The sequence below is a fragment of the Bifidobacterium sp. 7101 genome, from assembly GCF_000499285.1.
Classification (GTDB): Bacteria; Actinomycetota; Actinomycetes; order Actinomycetales; family Bifidobacteriaceae; genus Bombiscardovia; species Bombiscardovia apis_A.
This window is the reverse complement of the sequence record NZ_AWUN01000006.1, coordinates 1-23,053: the sequence shown is the minus strand read 5'-3', so window position 1 is coordinate 23,053 and position 23,053 is coordinate 1. Positions and strand designations below refer to the sequence as shown.

The 23,053-nt window shown below is 61.2% G+C and carries 18 protein-coding genes and 2 tRNA genes; 16 read left to right on the top strand and 4 right to left on the bottom strand.

The features are described from left to right. Nucleotides 1-91: 91 nt before the first annotated feature. A complete protein-coding gene (locus P272_RS0107510; protein WP_029678925.1) occupies nucleotides 92-1,090 on the bottom strand; it encodes an ADP-ribosylglycohydrolase family protein in 999 nt (332 codons plus the stop codon). Nucleotides 1,091-1,440: 350 nt separating this feature from the next. Next, nucleotides 1,441-1,513 (bottom strand) — tRNA-Ala (locus P272_RS0107505). A gap of 213 nt (nucleotides 1,514-1,726) precedes the next feature. On the opposite strand from P272_RS0107505, the gene P272_RS0107500 reads away from it, so the two are divergent. From P272_RS0107500 to P272_RS0107425, 16 genes are all read left to right on the top strand, one after another. After that, nucleotides 1,727-2,752: a D-2-hydroxyacid dehydrogenase gene (locus P272_RS0107500; RefSeq protein WP_081709104.1), complete on the top strand. Its 1,026-nt coding sequence runs from the start codon at nucleotides 1,727-1,729 to the stop codon at nucleotides 2,750-2,752. 5 nt (nucleotides 2,753-2,757) lie between these two features. Next, nucleotides 2,758-3,573: a DUF1287 domain-containing protein gene (locus tag P272_RS0107495; protein WP_029678923.1), complete on the top strand. Its 816-nt coding sequence runs from the start codon at nucleotides 2,758-2,760 to the stop codon at nucleotides 3,571-3,573. Nucleotides 3,574-3,679: 106 nt separating this feature from the next. Next, entirely contained in the window at nucleotides 3,680-4,630 is a 951-nt protein-coding gene (locus P272_RS0107490) for a magnesium transporter CorA family protein (RefSeq protein WP_029678922.1), read from the top strand. A gap of 9 nt (nucleotides 4,631-4,639) precedes the next feature. After that, nucleotides 4,640-5,470 carry a glutamate ABC transporter substrate-binding protein gene (locus P272_RS0107485; protein WP_029678921.1) on the top strand — a complete coding sequence of 277 codons (831 nt, stop codon included), beginning with the start codon at nucleotides 4,640-4,642 and terminating at the stop codon, nucleotides 5,468-5,470. A gap of 75 nt (nucleotides 5,471-5,545) precedes the next feature. After that, nucleotides 5,546-8,515: a leucine--tRNA ligase gene (gene leuS / locus P272_RS0107480; RefSeq protein ID WP_029678920.1), complete on the top strand. Its 2,970-nt coding sequence runs from the start codon at nucleotides 5,546-5,548 to the stop codon at nucleotides 8,513-8,515. 101 nt (nucleotides 8,516-8,616) lie between these two features. Then, entirely contained in the window at nucleotides 8,617-9,285 is a 669-nt protein-coding gene (locus P272_RS0107475; RefSeq protein ID WP_029678919.1) for a ComEA family DNA-binding protein, read from the top strand. A gap of 440 nt (nucleotides 9,286-9,725) precedes the next feature. After that, nucleotides 9,726-11,246, top strand: a complete 1,521-nt coding sequence (locus P272_RS09165) for a ComEC/Rec2 family competence protein (protein ID WP_172636726.1) — start codon at nucleotides 9,726-9,728, stop codon at nucleotides 11,244-11,246. 28 nt (nucleotides 11,247-11,274) lie between these two features. After that, nucleotides 11,275-12,252 carry a DNA polymerase III subunit delta gene (gene holA / locus P272_RS0107465; protein WP_029678917.1) on the top strand — a complete coding sequence of 326 codons (978 nt, stop codon included), beginning with the start codon at nucleotides 11,275-11,277 and terminating at the stop codon, nucleotides 12,250-12,252. After that, entirely contained in the window at nucleotides 12,249-12,851 is a 603-nt protein-coding gene (gene tsaE / locus P272_RS0107460) for a tRNA (adenosine(37)-N6)-threonylcarbamoyltransferase complex ATPase subunit type 1 TsaE (protein WP_029678916.1), read from the top strand. The genes holA and tsaE overlap by 4 nt, the downstream gene beginning before the upstream one ends. After that, complete coding sequence (gene tsaB, locus P272_RS0107455; RefSeq protein ID WP_029678915.1) at nucleotides 12,848-13,636, top strand: tRNA (adenosine(37)-N6)-threonylcarbamoyltransferase complex dimerization subunit type 1 TsaB; 789 nt, start codon at nucleotides 12,848-12,850, stop codon at nucleotides 13,634-13,636. Before tsaE ends, tsaB begins: the two co-directional genes overlap by 4 nt. Next, on the top strand, nucleotides 13,633-14,145 hold the full coding sequence (gene rimI / locus P272_RS0107450; RefSeq protein ID WP_044097907.1) for a ribosomal protein S18-alanine N-acetyltransferase: 513 nt from the start codon (nucleotides 13,633-13,635) through the stop codon (nucleotides 14,143-14,145). Before tsaB ends, rimI begins: the two co-directional genes overlap by 4 nt. Next, nucleotides 14,138-15,181, top strand: coding sequence for a tRNA (adenosine(37)-N6)-threonylcarbamoyltransferase complex transferase subunit TsaD (gene tsaD / locus P272_RS0107445; protein WP_029678913.1), 1,044 nt, complete (start codon nucleotides 14,138-14,140; stop codon nucleotides 15,179-15,181). The genes rimI and tsaD overlap by 8 nt, the downstream gene beginning before the upstream one ends. Nucleotides 15,182-15,259: 78 nt before the next feature. Then, nucleotides 15,260-15,332: transfer RNA gene (locus tag P272_RS0107440), tRNA-Asn, on the top strand. A 387-nt stretch (nucleotides 15,333-15,719) separates the two neighbouring features. After that, nucleotides 15,720-17,255, top strand: a complete 1,536-nt coding sequence (arfA, locus tag P272_RS0107435; RefSeq protein WP_029678912.1) for an arabinosylfuranosidase ArfA — start codon at nucleotides 15,720-15,722, stop codon at nucleotides 17,253-17,255. Between the two features lie 195 nt (nucleotides 17,256-17,450). Next, nucleotides 17,451-18,116 (top strand): M23 family metallopeptidase, encoded by a 666-nt coding sequence (locus P272_RS0107430; protein WP_052323237.1) that lies wholly within the window; start codon nucleotides 17,451-17,453, stop codon nucleotides 18,114-18,116. 119 nt (nucleotides 18,117-18,235) lie between these two features. Beyond that, nucleotides 18,236-20,062 (top strand): AMP-dependent synthetase/ligase, encoded by a 1,827-nt coding sequence (locus tag P272_RS0107425; RefSeq protein ID WP_029678910.1) that lies wholly within the window; start codon nucleotides 18,236-18,238, stop codon nucleotides 20,060-20,062. Here P272_RS0107425 and P272_RS0107420 read toward each other — a convergent pair. Next, the gene (locus P272_RS0107420; RefSeq protein WP_052323236.1) at nucleotides 20,032-21,636 is read right to left on the bottom strand and encodes a hypothetical protein; all 1,605 of its coding nucleotides are present in this window, start codon (nucleotides 21,634-21,636) and stop codon (nucleotides 20,032-20,034) included. The two genes, P272_RS0107425 and P272_RS0107420, sit on opposite strands and share 31 nt — an antisense overlap. A 206-nt stretch (nucleotides 21,637-21,842) precedes the next feature. Continuing rightward, nucleotides 21,843-23,053 (bottom strand): NADP-dependent isocitrate dehydrogenase (locus P272_RS0107415; RefSeq protein ID WP_044097906.1); only part of this gene is annotated, 1,211 nt, incomplete at its 5' end.

Sequence of the window (23,053 nt, the reverse complement as noted above, 5' to 3'; positions counted from 1 at the left end):
TCAAGATGTACTGGTACTGAAGGTAGTGATGGATTGCCTGGATTCTACATTTTTGTATTCCCGACTGATTCAGTCTTATCAGTTTTATGCTTTACTGCCTTAGGGCAATCAGGCCTCGGGCTGTCTGCTGCAGGTCGAGGTGGGATACCGAAGCCACCTGGGAGCAGAGTGCAGAGTCGAAGACCTCGGGGCCGGTGCACGCGCCGGTCATTGCTCCGGTCATTGCGGCGATGGTGTCCGTATCACCGCCAAGGTTGACCGCAGTGAACAGAGCCAATTGGGGATCGTCGGCGAATCTCCAGGCCAGGGCGAAGGCGGCTGCCACGGACTCATTGGACTCGACCGAGGTTCCGCAGTCTTCAATGAGGTGGCGTTCGAAATCGTCCTCATCGCTGAATTCCTCAGACAGTCGTATTGCCTGGCGGGCGCGTGCGGGGACCGACGCCTTGGGAGTCCAGGCCCCGGGGGTCTCCATGGCTGGCACCAGGCGCAGGGATTCATTCAGTGCCTGGCGAACGGTCATTCCCTCAACTCCCAGACTGACTGTCGTAGCGATCAGCGCGGCACTTTGAAAGCCTGCGACCGTGTCATGGGTGACCTGGCAGGACTCGTAGATGCGATTGGCCAATCGTTTGGTGTCTTCGGGTCTGTTGGCTATGCCTACCGGGGTGACTCGCATGGCCGCCCCATTGGTGGTCCCGGTCCTTCCCGTGGTCATGATGTCCGCGCCTCGGCGAACCTGTTCCAGAGCCAGCTTGGTGGAGGGCCCCAGCAGATCGAGCGATCCGCGCGACTTCATATCATCCTCCCAAGCCAGAAGGCGCTTGGCGAATTCCTTTGGATCGATGTGTCCCTTGCCTTCGATGACCAGATTCGCCACAATCAGCGCCTGCTCGGTGTCATCGGTCACAGACCCCGCAGGCATACCGGGAGCTATAGGCTGATCCGCGATGGCATCACGAAGTGTGTCGACCCTGCCGTAGGCCTCATGGATGGCTGCTGGACTCATGCTCTGCGTGGGCATGCCCAGTGCATCCCCCAAAGACAATCCAGTAAGCGCGCCCAGTGCGCCTTTGTCGGTTCTGGTCATTGTTGCGCAAGCCTCCGGAGTCGTTGCGATGGATCCATCAATCTGTCTGTAGATGGATTGCGAAATTTCTGATCGGAATCATTGTATGCCCTTGGAACATTGTCGGCACAAGCGGTGAAAGATGCCTAACTTGCAACGGAGAATGGGAGTCTGATTGAGTTCCATCCCTGTGAAGTGGGAGATAAAAACAGTGCAGGCACACCAGGGTTACAGACTTGATCAAGGTATGGGGTCTATAGAGCGTGACGACATTTGGCTGAGTTTGCCGCTGTGTCTTAGTCCAGGCTCTCGCAGTTGCAGAGGCGCTGGATATAAAAAAGAATCCCGAGGTGACCTCGGGATTCCATCTGTGGAGCTAGGGGGATTCGAACCCCCGACCTTCTCCATGCCATGGAGACGCGCTACCAGCTGCGCCATAGCCCCGTGCTTGCCTTGCTTGGTGAAGCCTTGCTTATAGTACACCGGGATTGGCGAATGGAGCAACTCAGTGTGTTGCCCCGGAATTGCAGGGATTGTGAGCTATTTGATGGATTTTATCCTCGAATGGTCTTGAGTCATTCCTGAGCTTGCAAGTGCGCTAGCATGATGAACAAGGGGCGACCAAGGGGGTCGGCAGCAACGGAAAGGCGGCGGACCATGACCGGCAAAAACGATGCCGAAGTGCGGGCTGAAAAGCGGAACGAGAACCATCCTGGGGACCAGCTCATCATCAACTGCCTGCCCTTGGACCAGAGTGAACAACTGGAATTCCTCCAGGCGGCTCCAGGCGTTCGTCAGGAGTTCATTGTCGACACGGACATGCGGCAGAGCATGCATTGGCTCATCGATGTCCCTCAATCCCTCCGATCGGAGGCCACGATCATTTTGGGTAATCCGCCGGCCGAGCAGGTGGTTGCCTGCCGTAACCTGGTCTGGCTGCAGACCAGCAGCGCGGGTGTGGATGCCTACCTGAAACCGGGGGTTCTGCCCAAGGATGCCATGTTGACCAGTGCCTCCGGCGCCTACGGGCAGTCGGTCTCCGAGCACATGTTCGCCGTGATGTGGGCCCTGATGAAGGACCTTCCTGGTTACCGGGACAATCAACGCATGGGCCGTTGGGAACCTCGCGGGGCTGTCCTTTCACCGCGCGGTTGCCAGGTTCTGGTGTTGGGCACGGGGGATATCGGAGCCTCCTTCGCCCGTCTGGCCAAGGCTGTAGGCGCTCGGACCATCGGCATCAGGCGGCATCCCGACCAGCCGGTGGAGGGGTTCGACCGTCTGGCTGGTTTTGACGATCTGGATGCCCTGCTGCCTGAGATGGATGTAGTGGCTCTGGCCCTGCCTTCAACGCCGCAGACCAGACATATCATCGACGGCCATCGTCTTGCATTGATGAAGTCCACCGCCGTGCTGATCAACGCGGGCAGGGGAGATGCCGTGGACTGCATGGCTCTGGCCCAAGCCCTGGATAAGGATGGCATTTTCGGTGCAGGGCTGGATGTGACCGAACCGGAACCTCTGCCTGAAGACCACCCACTCTGGAGGCAACCACGCTGCCTGCTCACTCCGCATGTAGCCGGGGGAGCCTACCTGCCCTCCAACATGGACAAGGTTCGGGAAATCTGCCTGGATAACCTTCATCGATTCATGGATGGCAGGCCCCTGCGCAACCGGATGAGGTGACCACTGTGCCTACAGAGCGAAACCGCAGCGGCCGCCGTCATCGGCGGACAATGGTTCTGCGGTGGGCGGCTGTCCTGCTGGCGCTCGCATTGATTGTGGCGGGCTCCTTGGCCTTGGCTGGCAGGCTGGTGGGCATCGGGCCTGCTCGCCATTCAGACAATCAAAACTCCTCCGCAAACGGCCCCAGGACCGCTTCTCACGGCCTGCCCGGGTATTCTCCAGAGCAGACCGCGGCCCATCCGCCTCTGACCTCGCCTGTGGACTACAACCACGACGGTGTGGACGACTATACGGCCATGGTGCGTGGAGCCCATCAGGAGGCCCGCCGCCATCCTCATTATGACAGTGGCTACTACCAGGGCGGCTATCCTCCCGATGACCGCGGCGCCTGCACCGACGAGATCTGGAGGGCCTTCCGGCAGGCCGGCTACGACTTGAAAGCCATGGTCGACGCTGACATCGCCTCATCTCCCGGGGCCTATGCCGGAGTCATCAGCAGGCCTGATCCGAACATCGACTTCAGACGCACCAACGTCCTCGGCGTATTCCTGTCCCGGCATGCCCAGCGTCTGACCAACGACACCGCGGCCACCGACCAGTGGCAGCAGGGCGACATTGTCATCTTCGACACCTCCTGGCACATCGGCATGGCCTCGGATAAAAGGGACAGCCGTGGCATTCCCCTGCTTCTGCACAACATGGGTCAGCACGCCAGGGAGAACGACTACCTGGGGTCACCTGGCCATCGTCTTATCACCGGCCATTTCCGATTCGATGCCTCCAAAATCCAACCCGCCGTCCTGCGCCCATGGAGGGGGTGACCCGGGACTACCCTGCGAAATTGAGCACGGCGACAACTGGTTATCTGCTACTATCGGTTCGGCCAGACACGTCGGCCAGGTCCGAGCATGAGAGGCGGTGATGGCGATGATGAGAGTATTCAGCACCATGAACGGGCAGATCGAGCAGATCGGCAAGGCTTCCAAGGGCTCATGGATATGCTTATCGGCGCCCACCGATGTCGAGCTGGCCAACGTTTCGCAGACCACGGGCATAGACCTGGCTGACCTGCGTGCCCCCCTGGACGATGAAGAGCGCTCGCGTGTGGACGTGGAGGACGAGTACACCATGGTCATCGTCGACATTCCCCGGGCCGAGGAGCGCGACGGCCGGGACTACTACGAGACCATCCCTCTGTCCATCATCGTCACCGAGGATCTGATCGTCACCGTCTGCATGCAGGACACCGTCCTGCTCCACCCCTTCATGGAGGGCACCATCCGGGGTTTCAACACCTTTATGAAGTCCCGTTTCATCCTGCAGATTCTCTACCGCAACGCCACCCTCTACCTGCGATACCTGCGCATCATCGACCGCGAGTCGGACCGGCTGGAGCTCAAGCTGCGCCACTCCATGCAGAACCGAGAGATCCTCATGCTGCTGGAGCTCAACAAGACCTTGGTCTATTTCGCCACCAGCCTCAAGTCCAACGAGATCGTCCTTGAGAAGCTGACCGGCCTGGAGCGGATCAAGCGCTACCCGGACGATGAGGACCTTCTGGGCGACGTGATCACGGAGAACAAGCAGGCCATCGAGATGGCCAACATCTACTCAAGCGTGCTTTCGAACATGACCGACGCCTTCGCCTCCATCGTCTCCAACAACGTCAACAACGTCATGAGAATCTTCACCATCATCTCCATCAGCCTGTCGGTGCCTACGCTGATCTTCTCCATGTACGGCATGAACTTCAACCAGGGTATGTTCGGCATGCCCTTCACTGACAAGCCCTGGGGTTTTGCGGTCGTGGTGATTCTTTCGGGCCTGGTGACCGCCTTGGTAACCTGGTTCCTGACACGTTCGAAAATGTTCAAGTAGGGATCGATCATGTTTGCACGCAGGATTGCGGCGGCTCTGCTGGCACTGGTTCTGGCGGTGCCCCTGAGCGGGTGCGGATCTCAGGAGGATTCCTACCGTGCGGGTTCCATCGGACCCAAGATCAGCGTGGGCATCTCCTTCGACCAGCCTGGACTTGGATTCGCCCAGTCCGGCCAGTACCGGGGACTGGATGTGGACGTGGCCCAGTATGTGGTCCACGAGCTTGGATACGCCGAGTCGCAGATAGTTTTCCGCCAGGTGAAGCCTGCGAACCGCGAGCGCATGCTCGAACAGGGCCAGGTGGACATGGTTGTGGCCGGCTACTCCATCACCCAGGAACGGCAGAAGCTGGTGGATTTCGCCGGGCCCTATCTGGCTGCCGGGCAGGATTTGCTGGTTCGTCGCACCCAGAACGACATCGCTGGAGTGGAGGATCTGGCCCAAAAGCGGGTCTGTGTGGCAGCGGGATCCACCTCCGGGGCACTGGTGCGCTCGCTGGCCCCGGATGCCCAAATCCAGGAGCGGGATGAGTTCCCCGAGTGCATCACGGCCCTGCTCAGCGGGGATGCGGATGCTGCCAGTGGTGATGACTTCGCCCTGGCTGGCCTGGCTCATGTTCGTGGTGGCGGCCAGTTGCGCCTGGTCGGCAAGCCCTTCTCCCATGAACGGTACGGCATCGGCCTGCCCCACGGGGATCCTGAGCTGGTGGACGTCATCGACCAGGCCCTGAAGAGGATGATGCGGGACGGATCATTCAAGGCTGCCCTGAGCCGGGCATCCAAGTCGATTGGTTTCTCCGTGGATGCCGCCGCCCGCACCCTGCAGCCTGGCGATCACTGAGCACGGATTCCGCCAGGATGACGGATGCTGGACATCAGCCTGGCCGTGTCCATGTGAATGGTGATAATTCACCATATGAACGCGAACGAAGACAGGGATCATCAGCAGACCCAGGAATCCAATCAGCCTCAATTCCGCTACGATGCCGCCATGGCTCAGACCATCGAGGAGCAATGGCAGCAGCGTTGGGACAAGGAGGGCACCTTCTGGGCCGCCAACACCAAGGGTGATTTGACGGATGCCCACGGGGATCACGCTGGAGGCCGCAGTCCTTACTTTGTCATCGACATGTTCCCCTATCCTTCGGGCAAGGGCCTGCATGTGGGCCACCCTCTGGGCTACATCGCCACCGACGTGGTCAGCCGCTACCACCGGATGAAGGGGGAGAACGTCCTGCACGCCATGGGCTACGATGCCTTCGGTCTGCCCGCCGAGCAGTATGCCGTCCAGACCGGCCAGCACCCCCGGGTCACCACCGAGCAGAACATCGCCAACATGCGCTGGCAGCTGCATCGGCTGGGACTCAGCTTCGACGATCGCCGCTCCTTCGCCACCATCGATACCGACTATGTGCGCTGGACCCAGTGGATCTTCTCGCGCATCTACGAGTCCTGGTACGACCCCGACTACCGCCGTGCCGACGGGGGGATGGGCTCGGCCAGGCCCATCAGCGAACTGGTCGAGGCCTTCAAGTCCGGAAGCAGGCCCATTCCAGGCCATCCCGGCGCTTCTTGGGAGGAGCTGGACGAGGCTGAGCGCTCCGAGGTGCTCAACGACTTCCGCCTGGCCTACATCTCGCGCTCGCCGGTCAACTGGTGCCCCGGGCTGGGCACGGTCCTGGCCAACGAGGAGGTGACCGCCGAAGGACGCTCCGAGCGGGGCAACTACCCGGTCTACCAGCGCGAGCTCAAGCAGTGGTCCATGCGCATCACCGCCTACGGCCACCGGCTTCTGGAGGATCTGGACATTCTGGACTGGCCCGAAAAGGTCAAGCTCATGCAGCGCAACTGGATCGGGGAGTCGCACGGGGCTTCGGTGGACTTCACCGTGCCCAGCCCTGACGGCGATCAGACCATGGAGGTCTACACTACCCGTCCCGACACGCTTTTCGGCGCCACCTTCGCCGTGGTTTCGCCCGAGCACGACCTGCTCCAGCACCTGCCCCAGGAGTGGCCTGAGGACGTGCCCGAGCAGTGGAAGGGCGGCTATGCCAATCCCACGGAGGGTGTACAGGCATATCGTAGGGCCGCCGAGGCCAAGACCGCCAAGGATCGCGTGGACGAGGGCGGAGCCAAGACCGGCCTGTTTACCGGGCTGTATGCGGTCAACCCCATCACCGGGGACAAGCTGCCCATCTTCACTGCCGACTACGTGCTGATGGACTACGGCACCGGAGCCATCATGGCTGTGCCCGGCGGCGATCAGCGCGATTACGACTTCGCCGTCAAGTACGGCCTGCCCGTCGTCTACACGGTCAGCCCGCTGGCTGATTCCGGTCAGACCCTGGACGACTACCGGGGCAAGGCGCCTTTCGTCTCCCATGACGGCATTGTGGTCAACTCTTCGGTCCAGGCCACCCAGGCCGCTGGCGACCAGCTCAGCCTGGACGGCCTGCGGGTTGACCAGGCCATCGAGAAGGTCACTGCCTGGCTGGAGTCGGCCGGGGTGGGCCATGGGACGGTTTCATACCGGCTGCGCGACTGGCTCTTCTCCCGTCAGCGTTACTGGGGCGAGCCTTTCCCGGTGGTCTATGACGACCAGGGTCTGCCCCACCTGCTGCCCGACGACCAGCTGCCGGTGGCCCTGCCGGACGTGCCCGACTACTCGCCCAAGACCTTCGACCCCGAGGATGCCCAGTCCAGCCCCGAGGCACCGCTGAGCCGCAACCAGGACTGGGTGAACGTGACCCTGGACCTGGGCGACGGGCCCAAGGTCTACCACAGGGACACCAACACCATGCCCAACTGGGCCGGCTCCTGCTGGTACTACATGCGCTACATCGACCCCAAGGACGATCAGCACATGGTTGATCCGGAGGAATACGACTACTGGCTTGGACCCAGGCACAATGCCACGGCCGGGGAGTCAGGCGGTGTCGACCTCTACGTGGGCGGCGTGGAGCACGCGGTGCTGCACCTGCTCTATGCCCGCTTTTGGCACAAAGTCCTCTACGATCTGGGATACGTCTCGTCCAAGGAGCCCTTCCACAAGCTCTTCAACCAGGGGATGATCCAGGCGTATGCCTACACCGACCAGCGCGGCCAGTACGTGCCCGCCGACGAGGTGGAGGAGCACGAGGAGGGCGGCAAGGTCAGTTACACCTGGCAGGGGCAGCCGGTCAACCGCGAGTTCGGCAAGATGGGCAAGAGCCTCAAGAACATCATCACTCCGGACGACATGTACCGCACCTATGGGGCCGACACCTTCCGCCTCTACGAGATGAGCATGGGTCCCCTGGACGAGTCCAGACCCTGGAACACGCGCAACGTGGTGGGCGGTATGCGCTTCCTGCAGCGGCTCTGGCGCAATGTGGTGGACGAGCAGACCGGCGAGGTGGTCCTGGACGAGGGCGAACCCGACCAGAAGACCCTGAAGCTGCTCAACACCACCATCCACGATGTGACCGTGGAGATGGAGGCCATGAGGCCCAACACGGCCATCGCCAGGATGATCGTGCTCAACAACCATCTGACCGGGCTGAATCCGACGCCCAGGGCGGCCATTGAGCCCCTGGTGCTCATGCTCTCGCCTATCGCCCCCCACATCTGCGAGGAGCTCTGGAGCCGTCTGGGTCACAAGGAGTCCCTGGCGCATGCCCAGTGGCCGACCTGGGATGATCGCTATCTTGGCGAGGACACGGTCACCGCCGTGGTCCAGGTCAAGGGCAAGGTCCGCGGCAAGCTGCAGGTCAGCCCCGACATCGCGCCCGACCAGCTCGAGGCCATGGCACTGGCACTGCCTGCCGTCCAGGAGCGGCTGGGTGGCAAAGAGCCGCGGAAGGTCATCGTCAAGGCGCCTAAGATCGTTTCGGTCGTGCCAGCCTGACTCTGAACTGCCCGCAGCCTGGCTGTGGACAGACGACGACCTTCGACCACATAGTCCCCCGACCTCATATCGGGGGGGCTTTTCCATGTCAGGCTGGGCCTATGAGCATCAATATCACCCAGCCGCCGGCGCCGCCGCTCCAGGCTCTGGCCCTGAATCAATCGATTCGGTCGGAGCCGTCAGCTGAAGGCAAGGCCGACTCCCAGGTTCGACGGGATAAGCCCGTTTGGTCGTTTACGCCGCTTCAGGCCTTGACGGCCATCCTCATTCTGGTGGCGGCCCTTGCCTTAAGTCTGACCCTGCTGGCCCAGCAGGGACGGGCCCTGGCGACAGGAGTAACTGTTGACGGATCCGGGGCCAGGTCGTCGGCTGCTGCGAAAAGCGATGTAAACAGGGCTACCAACCGAGGCAAGCAAGCCTCAGGAAACGATCCCAGCCGTAATATTCAGGGTCAAGCGGGCAGTGAACAGGCCAAACTTCCGGTTTCAGGCTCACCCCAACCTCCCGAAGAGACCGGTAATGTCCCTGCTGCTCCGGCCTCCAGTGCCTCCTCAGCGAAGGACGATCAGGCGGGACGGGTGAATATCAACAGCGCCAGCCAGCAGGATCTGGAGAACGTCAAAGGAATCGGTCCGGTCAAGGCTGCAAAAATATTGGAACATCGGCACGCCATCGGCGGCCGTTACACCTCGGTAGACCAGCTCCTGGATGTCCCCGGTATCGGTGCCAAGACCCTGGCCCGCTTACGCCCATATTTGGTGGCGCAATGATGGTCGGTCATGCAGCGGTTCACGATGGGGTTCACGATGCAACTGATCGGGAGAACGGCAGCCGCAACCTTCGTATGCTCCCCGCCGCCTGTCTGGCTTGGGCGGTTGCCTTGCTGGTCTCGTGGTTTTTGGACCGGAGCATGGGCGGATCAGCGGTAGGATCAGCCAAGGGCGGTGACTGGGCCGAGTCAATGGGGGAATCCAAAGGCGACATGGCCGGTGGGAGTACAGCCGGTGGAGGCATGGGCATAGCGGTCTGGATGACGCCGCTTGTCCTGGCGCTTCCATTAGTCCTTGCAACGCTCCTGCTTGCCATCAAATTCGTCTGCTTGGTCGTAACAGAGAACCCCGATTGCAGGAGTCAGGTATTTCGTCGGCCTCATCGCTTACGCAGTCTGAATACGACTTGTGGGAGCGCAGCGAATATCAGGGACACCTTGGTGTCCACTTGGTTTGGTCCTCGGAAGCTGCCGACGCTGGCCGTACTGGCTGCCGTGGCTTTGGCTACGGCATTGGCTGCCACGGTCGATTATGAGTCGGTGCGCAGCGGGCCGGCGTCCCGTCAGATCCTTCAGGGGAAGGCGATGGCTGAGGTTCGTGGCAAAGCTGTGGGACCTATGAGCGCATCCTCTCGAAGAGGCTGGGACTGTCAGGTGGAATTAAGGCTGCAATGGGTGACTGTGGCCGGGGTGCGCATGCCTTCCGATGAACGGATTGTGCTCTTCGCCCGCAGCCGGTCATGCCTGTTGCAGCAGGGTGGACAGTATCGCGCGCGAGGTCTCTTGGAACCCTCCGCTTACGGACGCCCTATGCCTTGGCTGACCGTGGAAGGCGGCCTGAAAGAGGTCAGACCGCCAGGACCTGGTAGACGATTAATCGCTCGTATGCAAAATGCCTTTCTCGAACAGGCCAGCAGGCTGGATGATCAGGGGCGGATTCTGGTGCCGGGGTTGACCATGGGCATCCTAGGCAACCAGGCCCTGCCCGGGTCGGGTGGGTCCCTAAGCAGACCGGCAGTGGAACCTGCCTATGCCGCCCGTCTGACCCAGGATTTCCGGGCATCAGGCATCCTTCATCTGATGGCGGTCTCCGGCGGGCACTTCATGATCCTGGCCTCACTGTTGGTTTCGATCATGCGGTCCCTGCGCTCGCCGCCCCTGCTGATGGCCCTGGTTTTGTCTGCCGCCTATCTGGGCTTGGGCATGCTGATGGTCCCAGGGGATTCAGTCTTGCGAGCTCAGGCCATGGGGCTTCTTTCGGCGCTGGCCCTCGCTGTCTGCCGTCCTGCACAGTCCTTGAATACCTTGTCCTGGTGCGTGCTGCTGGTCCTGATCCTGCGGCCTTCCATGGCTTCAAGCTTCGGCTTCGCACTCTCCTGTGGTGCCGTGCTTGGCATAGGTCTGGGTAACCGGCGTTTGACGGCCCTCCTTGAAAACCATCTGCCGGCATTACTGGCACGTCCATTGGCCACGACCCTGTGCGCACAGGCCGGGACTCTGCCCGTGCAGGTGCTGATGAGTCCCGGACTGCCTCTGCTGGCCCCGCTGGCCAACCTGCTGGTCACTCCTGTGGTCGACGCTGCCACCGTGACCGGCCTGCTTGCATTGCTCACCTCCTGGCTCTGGCCCCCATTGGGGCTCTTGCTGGCCCGGTTGACCTCCTTGGGTACCGGGGTCATGGCTTTTGCCGCCACATGGCTGGGCGAGGCGGCTGCTCCGGCGGCCTGGCCCTCTGGGCCAGTCGGCAGCGCCTGTCTGCTTGGTCTGGGTCTCATGGTCGTGATCGATCATCGACTGGTTCGACTCATCCGTACCCGGAGGTGGGACCGTTCATGGTCAGCCGTGGCAGACGAGGATTCAGGGGTTCCCTTTCGGCCATCGGCTTGGGGGTCAATCAAGGTCTGGCTACGGCAGACCTATAGCCTTCTGGCACAGTTGGTCTTCAAAAAACGACCGGGGTAATGTCCAGTGATAAAGGGAGATTTGAGTCATGACCAAAGCTCAGCAGGAGAACCCTTCCGTCCATCTGGTGGTCGGCGGTGATCCCTTCCTCAACGGGCAGCGCGTCAAGGAGCTGTGTGCACAGGCATGTGCCGCTCACCCGGACAGCGAATACATGGAAATGGACGCAGCAGACTGCGACGCTTATGCCTTTCAGGAGGCGGTCGGACCCTCCCTGCTCAGTCAGACGGCCGTGGTTCTTCTGGATGATTTGCAGGCGGCCGATGAGGCCTTGACTCAGGCCCTGGTGGACTTCTGCCACGAGCCGGTAGATTCCGAATCCAGCATTGTCATCGCACGTCATGACGGGGGCAACCGGGGCCGCAGGCTTCTGGATCAGATGGAACGGGCCGGAGCAGTCATAGAGCGTATGCCGGATCTGAAGAAGTTCGATGACAAGGTCGATTTCGTTTATGGGCAATTCAAGGCCCATCAGCGTCGCATCCAGCCGCGGGCGGCCCAGCGTCTGGTGGATGTCCTGGGCGAACGCACTCCGGAACTGGCTGCTATGTGCTCTCAGCTCTGTTTTGATTTTGACCAGGACCCCATGACCTTGGATATCGTCAACCGGTATCTGACCGATAACCCGGCTGTATCGGGATTCGCTGTGGCGGACAAGGCCCTTGCTGGCAAACCGGCCCAAGCCGTCGTCGCCCTGCGTTCAGCTCTGGAACAGGGCAACGAACCGGTATCACTTATCGGAGTACTGGCCCTGAAGCTGCGAACGCTGGGCAAGGAGGCGGCCATCGAATCTGGATCCATCACGACAGCCGAGGCCAAGGCCGCTTACTGGCAGTTGCGGGAGGCGAAGCGACAGCTGCATGGATGGACATCCTCCGGCCTGGCGGCCTGCATCGAGGCCTTGGCCCATGCTGATGAGGTCAGCAAGACCAGCAGCGGCGATGCCCGCTATGCTCTGGAACGGGCAGTGGAGCTGATTGCCGCCAAGGGAAGGACATTGGCATGAGCCTGCAGTACAGTGCCGAGCAACAGGATGGATTCGAGCTGGCTGTGCCAACGGGCGAGGACATGCAGCGTCTGGGCAGAAACCTGGCTTCATGTTTGCAAGGCGGGGATGTGATCCTCCTGTCCGGACCTCTGGGGGCGGGCAAAACCACGCTGGCCCAGGGGCTGGGCAGCGGACTTGGAGTGGACGGTCCTGTGGTCTCGCCCACGTTCACCATCGCAAGAGAGCTGCATGGCCATCTGTCCGACGGCTCGCCGGTCACCCTGATCCACGTGGATGCCTATCGGCTGGGTGGACAGGACTATCTGCCTGGCGAGGATGCAGTGGATCGGCTCCTGGACGAGCTGGAGTCCCTTGGTCTGGACGAGGAGTTGGAAGATCCGGGCCAAAGCACCATCATCCTGATGGAATGGGGGGAGCAGATGGCTTCGGCGCTGGCCGATCAACGACTGGAAGTGAGCATTGCCCGACCCGTGGATCCTCGGGAAGATCCTGACGCGCCACCCAGCTCCCAGGGTCAGCGTATGGTACGTCTGCGTGGAGTGGGTCCTTCATGGGCCACCAGACTGGAGCAGCTGAGAAAGGCGATGACGACATGAGCGGGAGCGATACGCCCCTTTTGGTGATCGACACCTCATATGGCTCGACTGTGGGGCTGCCCGGGCGGGAGCCTTGCATCGAGACCGAATCGCGCTCGCATGTGGAACGCCTCCAGGTCAATATCGCCAAGGTCATGGACCAGGCCGGGCTGTCTGCAGACAACCTGAGAACCATCGTGGTGGGACTGGGCCCTGCGCCCTTCACCGGTCTACGGGCAGGCATCGTAACCGCCAAAGCCCTGGCCTTTGCCACCGGTGCCCGTCTGCTGGGGCAGGACATCCTGGAACCACAGGCCCGCTATGCCTACAGCCGGTTCAGTCAGCAGGAACAAGACCATACCCGGTTGCTGGTTCTGGCTGTCAATGATGCTCGACGTCGGCAGCTCTATTACCGTCTCTTTGATGACTTTGGAGACGTGGAAGCCCCGGCCCGGCCGCTGACCGAAATGAGCATCGACTATCCAGCTGCTATCTGTGAGAGAATCACGGCCGTTGCAGAGGAGGGTGGGTCTGTGGATCAGGGCCCTGTCACTCTGGTCATTAGTGGCCATGGAGCCGGTCGCTACGCTGACCAGTGGGAGCGTCTGGATAAGCATCCGGATATACGGGTGATACTGGACGAAGGATCCTTCCTGGAGGATCGGACCCAGGGGACAGCTCTGATGGCGGCTTGTGCATGCAGACGTGCCCAGCAGGGGCTGATCGACCCGGTGGAGCCGCTTTACCTTCGTCGGCCGGACGTCTCGGTGCCCAACCCGCTCAAACACGTGGCTGTCCAGTCATGATTCGCAGGGCGGCCTTGGGGGACCTGAACCAGCTTGTCAATCTGGAGAAGCGCGTCTTCGGCGACCAGGCCTGGAAGAGGCAGGAGATGCGGTTTGAGTTGTCTGCGCCCTCGCGCACCTACCTGGTATGGGAGGACCAGGGTGCCATCCTGGGCTACGGAGGTTATTGGTCGGGCGAAAGGGAGGCCGAGCTGATGACCATTGGGGTGCTACCGGAAGCACGACATCGCGGTATTGCAGGATCCCTGCTGGCCAAGCTGATTGCTTCGGCCGATTGTATGGGGTTGCAGCGAATGAATCTGAAGGTGCGTGTAGACAATCCCGTGGCCATCAATCTCTACAAGGACTTTGGCTTCTCAAAGACGGGTCTATCCAAGGGCTACTATCAGCCTGAAGGCGTGGATGCCTGGGCTATGACCAGACCTTTAAGCTCGGTCGGGCCGGGTCCGGTGGGATCTGTCAGCAGCAGGCTTTCGGAAGGACAGGAAAGGATCATTGACCATGAGTGAGCCTCTGGTGCTTGGCATCGAATCCACCTGCGACGAGACTGCAGCCGCCCTGGTTCAGGGTAACCGGCTGCTGTCCAACGTGGTGGCATCCTCCATGAACGAGCACGCCCGTTATGGGGGCGTCATCCCTGAGATCGCCTCGCGGGCACACGCTGAGTCCTTTGTGCCGGTTGTCTCCAAGGCCTTGAAGGATGCGGACATGGACCTGTCCCAAGTGGATGCCATAGCGGTCTCGGCTGGTCCTGGACTTGCTGGATGCCTGGCCGTAGGCGTCTCCGGCGCCAAGGCGCTGGCCTGGGCGGCGAAAAAGCCTCTATATGGCATCAACCATGTCATCGGCCACATAGCGGTCACCCAGCTCCAATTCGGCCCCTTTCCGAAGAACGCGCTGGCCTTGATCGTCTCCGGCGGCCACACCTCGCTGCTGCATGTGGATGACCTGGCTCGATCGGTCCAGGTGGTGGGCACTACCCTGGATGACGCGGCGGGGGAGTGCTTCGACAAAATTGCGCGTCTGCTCGGTTTCCCCTATCCCGGCGGCCCCCACATCGACCGTCATGCCCGCCTGGGCGACTCTCACGCCATCGCTGTGCCCCAGGGGCTGACCAAGGGTCGGGCCGGAGCCGAGCATCCCTATGACTTCAGCTTCTCCGGGGTCAAGACCGCAGTGGCTCGATGGGTCGAACGCAGACAGCAGGCCGGGCTCGACATTCCCGTGGATGATGTCTGCGCCTCCCTGGCGGATTCCGTGGCCACCGTCCTATCCCGCAAGGCCATGGCTGCCTGCCACATGTTCGACACGGATACCCTGATTGTCGGCGGTGGGTTTTCAGCCAACTCACAGCTGCGCGGCAAGCTTCAGGAATTCGGTGACCAGGAGGGCATCAAGGTCCGCATTCCGAAGATCAACCTGTGCACGGACAACGGCGCCATGGTGGCCATGCTGGGCGTCAATCTGGTCCAGGCCGGTCTGGCACCCTCCGCTCCTGACTTTTCCATCGATTCGGCCATGCCCATGGACAGGATCCTCATGTAATCGACACGCCAAGTTGTCGGATACGAAAGTCTGGACTACAGTATGGTAATTGTGTTCAGCGAGAGTTGAACGGGACATTCCCGCATAGCTCAGTTGGCAGAGCGTTCGACTGTTAATCGAAATGTCGCTGGTTCAAGCCCAGCTGCGGGAGCTCTCAACCGCCGGTTCTCCGGCGGTTTTCTTTATCTGCAAGCTCTCTTTATGATGTGCAATCTGTCAAGTAAATGACCCCCCCCCCCTCGTCTCAAATGCTCCTGGCCGTTGTAAATATGAGTATCGGGATGCACAACCGACTGAATTGATGAGAAGTCTCCTGACACAAGGACTGATGCTGTCGGCCTGTTCTCAATATTCTCATTCCTAGTGTGATATGGAATAACCACGTAGCCTGTCGCTCGGCACGTAGGGGGGGGGGTGACTGCGTGGGGCGATAGACCGGTGGTTTGTCGAATTCACAACGTTGTACTATTCAGATGTTCCATAGTTTCAATATGGACGAGAATCATGGTCGATAAAGTCAGAACGAAGGAGTCAGACAGTGACGCAGGGGCAACAAACTCACAGCGGCAGGGCACAGTTCAAGGTGGATGAGGAGCAAAAGTCCACGCCAATTGACGATCGCCTTTTCGGCTCCTTCGTAGAGCACCTGGGCAGGGGCATCTACTCGGGCATCTATGAGCCGGGCCATCCGACAGCAGACGAACAGGGTTTTCGCCGGGACGTCATGGATCTGGTCAAGGAGCTGGGCGTGACCACCATCCGATACCCGGGCGGTAACTTCGTCTCGGGCTATCGCTGGGAGGATGGCGTGGGACCGCGTGAAAACCGTCCTCGCCGTCTCGACCTGGCCTGGCACTCCGGTGAAAGCAACGAGTTCGGCCTGCATGAGATGCGCGACTGGCTGGACAAGCTGGGCGGCAACGAGCTCATGGAGGCCGTTAACCTGGGCACCAGGGGCATGCAGGAGGCCCTGGATCTGCTCGAATACTGCAATGTGCCGTCGGGCACCGAGCTGTCGGAACGGCGTCGTGCCAACGGCCATGATCGCCCCCTCAACATCAGGATGTGGTGCCTGGGCAACGAGATGGACGGCGACTGGCAGATCGGCCACAAGAGTGCAGAGGAATATGCCGATCTGGCCAACCGGACGGCTGTGGCCATGCGGATGATCGACCTGGACTTGGATCTGGTCGTATGCGGATCTTCGTCGCACACCATGCCCACCTTCGGCCTCTGGGAGCGTACCGTCCTGGAGCGCTGCTTCGAAAATGTGAACTTCCTCTCATGCCATGCCTATTACGCGCCCAAGGATGGGGACATGGCCAGCTTTTTGGCTTCCGGCGTGGACATGGACAGTTTCATCACCGATGTTGCGGCCATCATCGCCGCCTCGCGTGCCCGGCTGGGCAGTGATCATCAGGTTTTCATCTCCTTCGACGAGTGGAATGTCTGGTACCAGGATGCCGAGGCCAGCAGATCGCCCGAAGGCATCGGCAATTGGCCTATAGGCGCGCCGCTCTTGGAGGATGTTTATACGGCGGCAGATGCCGTGGTGGTAGGCGACCTGCTGATCACCCTGCTCAGGCATGCCGACGTCGTTCATGCGGCCAGCCTGGCCCAGCTGGTCAACGTCATTGCCCCCATCATGACCGAGCCCGGCGGCCCGGCCTGGAGGCAGACAATTTTCTACCCCTTCGCCCTGACCGCCCGTTATGCACGAGGCGCCAGCGTGCTCAAGAGCCTGCAGAGCGGCGACACCTTTGAGACTTCCCGCTACGGTCAGGTGCCCATGACCGATTCAGTGGCCGTCAGAGGTGCCGATGGCTCCCTGAGTGTTTTCGCGGTCAACCGCAGCCTTGACCGTTCCGTTGATTTCAGCATCGCCCTGCCTGAACAGGACCGACATCGGCAGGCCAAGATCAGCACACTGCACGAGGAGGACCCCTCGGCACGCAACACGCTTGAGGACCAGGAGCGAGTCGTCATGCATGCCAGGAAGGACTTCAGGATGGATGAGGACACCTTGAACCTTCAGCTGCCTCCCATCTCATGGACGGTCATTCATCTGGCTTGAAAGGCCGCCAATGGCATCTAGACCGGGAACCCTTTCACGGACTCTTGATTATGGTGCCTTTACGGTCCATCTGGATGTGGACGAGTATATATTCGACCACATGCCTCCTTCCGGCTCACACGGCTGCGGCATCCAATCCATCATGATGGTGGATGCCCGATCGGGCATCCACGATGACGGAATGAAGGTGCGACTATGGCCTGTGCGCGTGACCATAAGAACAAGGGCCTCAGGCGAGTTACCGGTCGGATGCCCACCATACCCTCCGGCTGTCGGCCCCCTTGGTTTCCCAGGACCCTGCTGGTGTTGATGCTGGCGCTGGTCCTGTCGGCTGCGGGGCCGACGGCAACCGTCACGGCTCAGCCTGCGCCGACCCTGCCTTCGGCTGCAGCTCCGGCGCAGAAGGGTCGAGTTGGCTCGTCGACCGCAGCCTGCCGCCGGGGCTGGCTGTGGCCCCTTGAACCTCTGCCTGGCGGTAAGGCCGCCCCGCTGGTTATGCGTCCCTTTGATCCTCCGGGTCGTCCGTGGCTGAGAGGTCATCGCGGGATAGATTTGGAGACGGAGCAAGGCAGCGATATCCGTGCCCCGGCAGACGGCGTCATCGCCTTTGCAGGTTCCGTAGCAGGCAAGGACGTGGTCTCCATACGTCACGGCAACCTGGTCTCCACCTATGAGCCTGCACAGAGCTCTCTGCCGACAGGGACCCGGCTGCAGACCGGCACGGTATGGGGAAGGGTGCGGGGAGACTCAGACCACTGTGCCCAGGAGTGTCTGCACTGGGGCCTTAAAGACGATCAAGGCAATTATCTGGATCCTGGTGCCAGGATCGGGTGGCATCGCATCCGTCTCAAGCCCCTGTAGGAATGTGGGGTTTGCTTGCAGGACTCGCGCGTTTGCAGACCGGGTATATCGCCAGCCCGGGGGAGCGGTTAGAATCGTTAAGCATAACGCCGTTTCAGCAGGGAGTGGTCATGCAGAACATGCAGCAAGAATTCACGCGTCCGCTTGAGGAGCCCATAGATCCTGATGCCAGCGTCTTCTCCCTGCTTGAGGACAGGGTTGAACGCCTGGGGGACGATCCTTTGATCGAATACCGGAGTGGACGTGAGTGGAGCACCCTCACAGCCCGTGAGTTCCGGGATCGCGTTGTCGCGCTGGCCAAGGGGCTTATGGCCAGGGGTATAGGTCGTGGGGATTCGGTGGCCATCGTCTCGCACACCCGATGGGAGTGGACTGCCCTGGACATGGCCATCCTGTCCATTGGAGCAGTGACGGTGCCGGTCTACGAGACGGACTCGCCCGATCAGATCCGGCGTATCTTCAACGACTCCCATGTCGGCATGGCCTTTCTGGAGGATGACGACATGAGGGCCCGGGTGGACGCGGTTCGTTCCCAATGCGCCTATCTGAACGACCTGTATGTAATCAACAGGGGGGCGCTGACCACTATGACCGCCTACGGACGGGCGGTGGACCAGGCAGACTTCCAAGCCCGGGCCGACTCGGTGCAAGGCTCCGACCTGGCTACCATCGTCTACACTTCAGGCTCCACGGGCAAGCCCAAGGGCATTGAACTCAGCCACAGCAACATCGTCTTCACCGTGCGTTCGGGAGCTCAGGCAGTCCCCGACATCTGCCTGGGTGAGGGCAGGCGGCTTCTGCTCTGCCTGCCCCTGGCCCACGCTTTCGCCCGCTGTCTGCAGTTCTTCGCCATCGCTACGGACCTCACCTTGGGGCTTACCGGATCTATCCGCAATCTGCTGCAGGACATGCAGACCTTCAAACCCACATTCATCCTGGCTGTGCCCCGAATCTTCGAGAAGATCTACAACGCCGCCTCCCAGCGAGCAGGCACCGGTGCCAGGGGCAGAATTTTCCTGGATGCCGCGGGAGTGGCCAGGCAGTGGTCCCGTCATCAACAGAACGGCACCCGCGTCCCCATGTCGCTGAAGACCAAGCACCTTATGTACACGGGAACCGTCTACGATCCCATCCTGGAGGCCCTGGGCGGCCGGGTCAAGTATGCCATTTCGGGCGGCGCCCCCCTGGACAGGGACATTGCGGACTTCTTCAACGGCATAGGCCTACCCCTGCTGGAGGGCTATGGCATGACCGAGACCATGGGTCCGGTCACGGTCAACCCAACCGAAGGCTATCGGCTGGGCACCATCGGTCTGCCCATGCCTGGCATCACTGTGGGCATCGACCAGGAGGGCCAGCTATGCGTCAAGGGTCCCGACGTCTGCATCGGCTACCACAACCATCCCGAAATCACCACCAGGCAGATTCGCGACGGCTGGCTGCTGACAGGCGATCTGGGCAGTCTGGACGAGGACGGATTCGTTCGGCTGACCGGTCGGCGCAAGGAAATCATCATTACTGCCGGTGGCAAGAACATCTCACCGGCGTTGCTGGAGACGGCTGTTGAACGTTCGCCCATCATCAGCCACTGCATGGTTATCGGGGACCGCAGACCATTCATCTCGGCCCTGATCACCCTCAATGCCGAGGAGGTCGATCGCTGGATGCGGGACCAGGGCGCCGAGCCCCTGAAAGATGCTGCGGCGGCTGGAGAGAACCCCATCATCCGCACGGAGGTCGACCGTGCCGTGGACGCGGCCAACGCACAGGTTTCCCGGGCCGAGGGCATCCGCCGCTATCTGATTCTCGACCAGGACTTCACGCGTGAAAACGGTCTTCTCACCGCCTCGTACAAGCCCCGCCGTCAGGAGGTTCTCAAGCGGTATGAGGACCGGATCGAGCAGGAGATCTATGCTCAAAGACCCGCGTCGGCTGGCTTGATGTAGCCTGTATCGATCAGCGCCGCCTTGAGGTTGGTGGCTGAAACCGCGACCAAGGGTCTTGACAGGCGACGCACCTGTTTGCCGTCCTGGTTGACGGTCTGGATCGTGTCCATGGCTGGTACCTTGCCTTGGCTGTTGAGGCCGACGCAGACCTTGGCAATATCAGCCGCGAGTCCCAGCCTGTCCTCCAGCCCGGTCATCCACTGACGTCCATCAACGATTTGAGGGAGGTTGTCAACGTAAGCGCCGTATCCGCTGATGATGGGCCAGGCGGCGTGGTCGTCCGAGGGTGTGGATCCTTCAGTCTTACCCGTGGTCTGCTGTGAAGAATCCGCCTCCGACCCTGTCTGATTCTGGGTTGTGGGGCTCTGGGCGGGTTTGGGCACGCGCTGCCGATGCAGATCCTGTCGGCCGGTCATGGATCCGACAATGCCTGATACGGAGATCTCCGGGTTGACATCCGCTGACGTACCCCGATACCCCAGATCCCCGAGTTCAGAGACCACCCCGGAAACAATGAAGTCGTTCATGGCCAGAATGCCGTCCACCTCGGTATGGGTCTTGGTGTCATCGTTCATGGACAGCCGGGTCGCCAGCTCCTTGCCTGTAGCCGAGGCATCCTTGCCTGGGTCAAAAGCGACCGTCTGCCAGTCTTTATCAGTGCTGTCTGCCTTCAGGCGCCCCGATGGGCTGACAGCCCGCCCATCCTTGAAGTAAGGACCCAGCACCTGCCAGATTCCGGCGAAGGCCTGCGCAGGGAAAGAACTTTGCGCATCCTGCTCCTCTTGCTGGTCCTGATCAGCCTGGTCGGCTTCAGCATCCTTGTCAGCAGAGGAAGATGTCTCGGCTGTCCGGTTCGGCAGCAGAATCTCAATGCGGCAGGGGTTGTTTTTGTTGGCCTTGTCCAGCTCCAGCTTGCTGGCCAGCTTCTCCGCCTGCATCTGACCGATGGCCCGCGCATCAGACAACTGCACGAACAAATCCGGCTCAATGCCCGGCACCTGATTGGCCAGCAGCACCAGGTGCATGCCCGCGCCCATGGCAAGGCGCAGAGACGAGACCAGGCGTGCGCTCGCCTTGTCTTTGGCATCGGCCTCCAGTGACTTGCTGATGTAGTCGCCATACTGGCGGGTAATGGAATCCGGCGAGGTCATGGGTGCCACCACCAGCGTGGTGGGCTCTGAGGTCTTCCCGGTCTTGCGCTCCGAAAGTCGGTTGACCACGTAATCCTGCACTTCCTTGCTTTGGTCTTCCAGATTCCCGCTGGTGTAGGCATCGATGCGCTTGCCGGAAAGATGCTCCTTGGTCAGTCCCGCCTTCAGATCTGGGACCAGGGCGGCCCACTTGTTGATGGGCGTGTGCTGGGAGAGGGTGATGCCGTCGGAGGGAGTGAAAATGGCCACCCGACCTGGCACTTCCGCAGCTGCCGTCGAGCTCGCCGGGCTCTGCGGGGTGCTCGGGGATTGTTTGCCTCCGCCCATGGCCGGACCGCAAGCACCAGTCGATGCCGCCATGGCCAGGCATGCCAGCAGGGCCAGCAAGCCGGACAAATGCCGTGCAAAGCCGGTCTTCTTCACATTCGCTCCTTCGTTCCGAAAGGGCCCGACTCTGGCCGGGTCCCGAGCAACCATTGTATGGGCTCACGGGTAGGAGCGTATGGAGCATCCTTGCTTTTGCGCACAAGCTTCTCGCCAGGGAGCAGACGGTCAAGGCTGGACTCAGCGGATTATCCGCCTGTTTCAACCGCATGCAATGGATGGGAGATGATGCTATGTCCGATCTGTCAGTCCGCCTTGTGTTCTATGGCCTCTGTCGCAGTTGAAGCCATACGCTCGGCAAGGGCCTGGTCCAGGGCATCCATGAATCCCTCGGTGTCCAGCCAGGGCTGATCAGGGCCGACCAGGCTGGCCAGATCCTTGGTCATACGGCCGGAGCGCACGGTCTCGATAACCACAGATTCCAGGGTCTGCGCAAACTGGGCCACCCTGGGTGTGTCATCCAGCCGTGCCCGCTGCTTGAGTCCGCCCGTCCAGGCGAAAATGGAGGCTATCGGGTTGGTGGAAGTGGTCTCACCCTTGAGCCAGCGCCGGTAATGCCTGGTCACGGTTCCATGGGCGGCCTCGGCCTCTACCGTCTGCCCGTCGGCCGTCATCAGCATGGAGGTCATGAGGCCAAGGGACCCGAACCCTTGAGCTATTGCATCGGACTGGACATCGCCGTCGTAGTTCTTGCAGGCCCATACATAGCCGCCCTGCCACTTGAGCGAGGAGGCCACCATGTCGTCGATCAGCCGATGCTGGTAGGTCAGCCCCTCTTGTTCGAACCGATTCCGGTACTCCTGCTCGTAGACCTGGGCGAAAATGTCCTTGAAACGGCCGTCGTAGGCCTTGAGGATGGTGTTCTTGGTACTCAGGTAGACCGGATAGTGCCTCTGCAGGGCATAGTTGAAGCAGGAGCGCGCGAAGTCGCGGATGGAGTCGTCAAGGTTGAACTGCACCTGGGCCACGCCCGGACCCGGGTAGACGGTCACTTCCCGGGTCACCGGGGCGCTCCCGTCCTCGGGTGTGAAAGTGACGCTCAGCTTCCCTGGCCCAGGCACGGTGAAATCAGTGGCCTGGTATTGGTCGCCAAAGGCATGGCGGGCCACCACGATGGGCTTGGACCATCCGGGGACCAGCCTGGGGATGTTGTCGATGACGATGGGCTCGCGGAAGATGGTTCCGCCAAGAATATTGCGGATGGTGCCGTTGGGCGACTTCCACATGCGCTTGAGTCCGAATTCCTTCACCCGGGCCTCGTCAGGGGTAATAGTGGCGCACTTGACGCCCACATGCTCGCGCTGGATGGCCTGGGCCGCCTGCACAGTGACCTTGTCGTCGGTGGCGTCCCTGTTGCGGATGCCCAGGTCGTAATAGTCCAGGTCCACATCCAGATAGGGCAGAATCAGCCGCTCCTTGATCATTTTCCAGATGACCCGGGTCATCTCGTCACCGT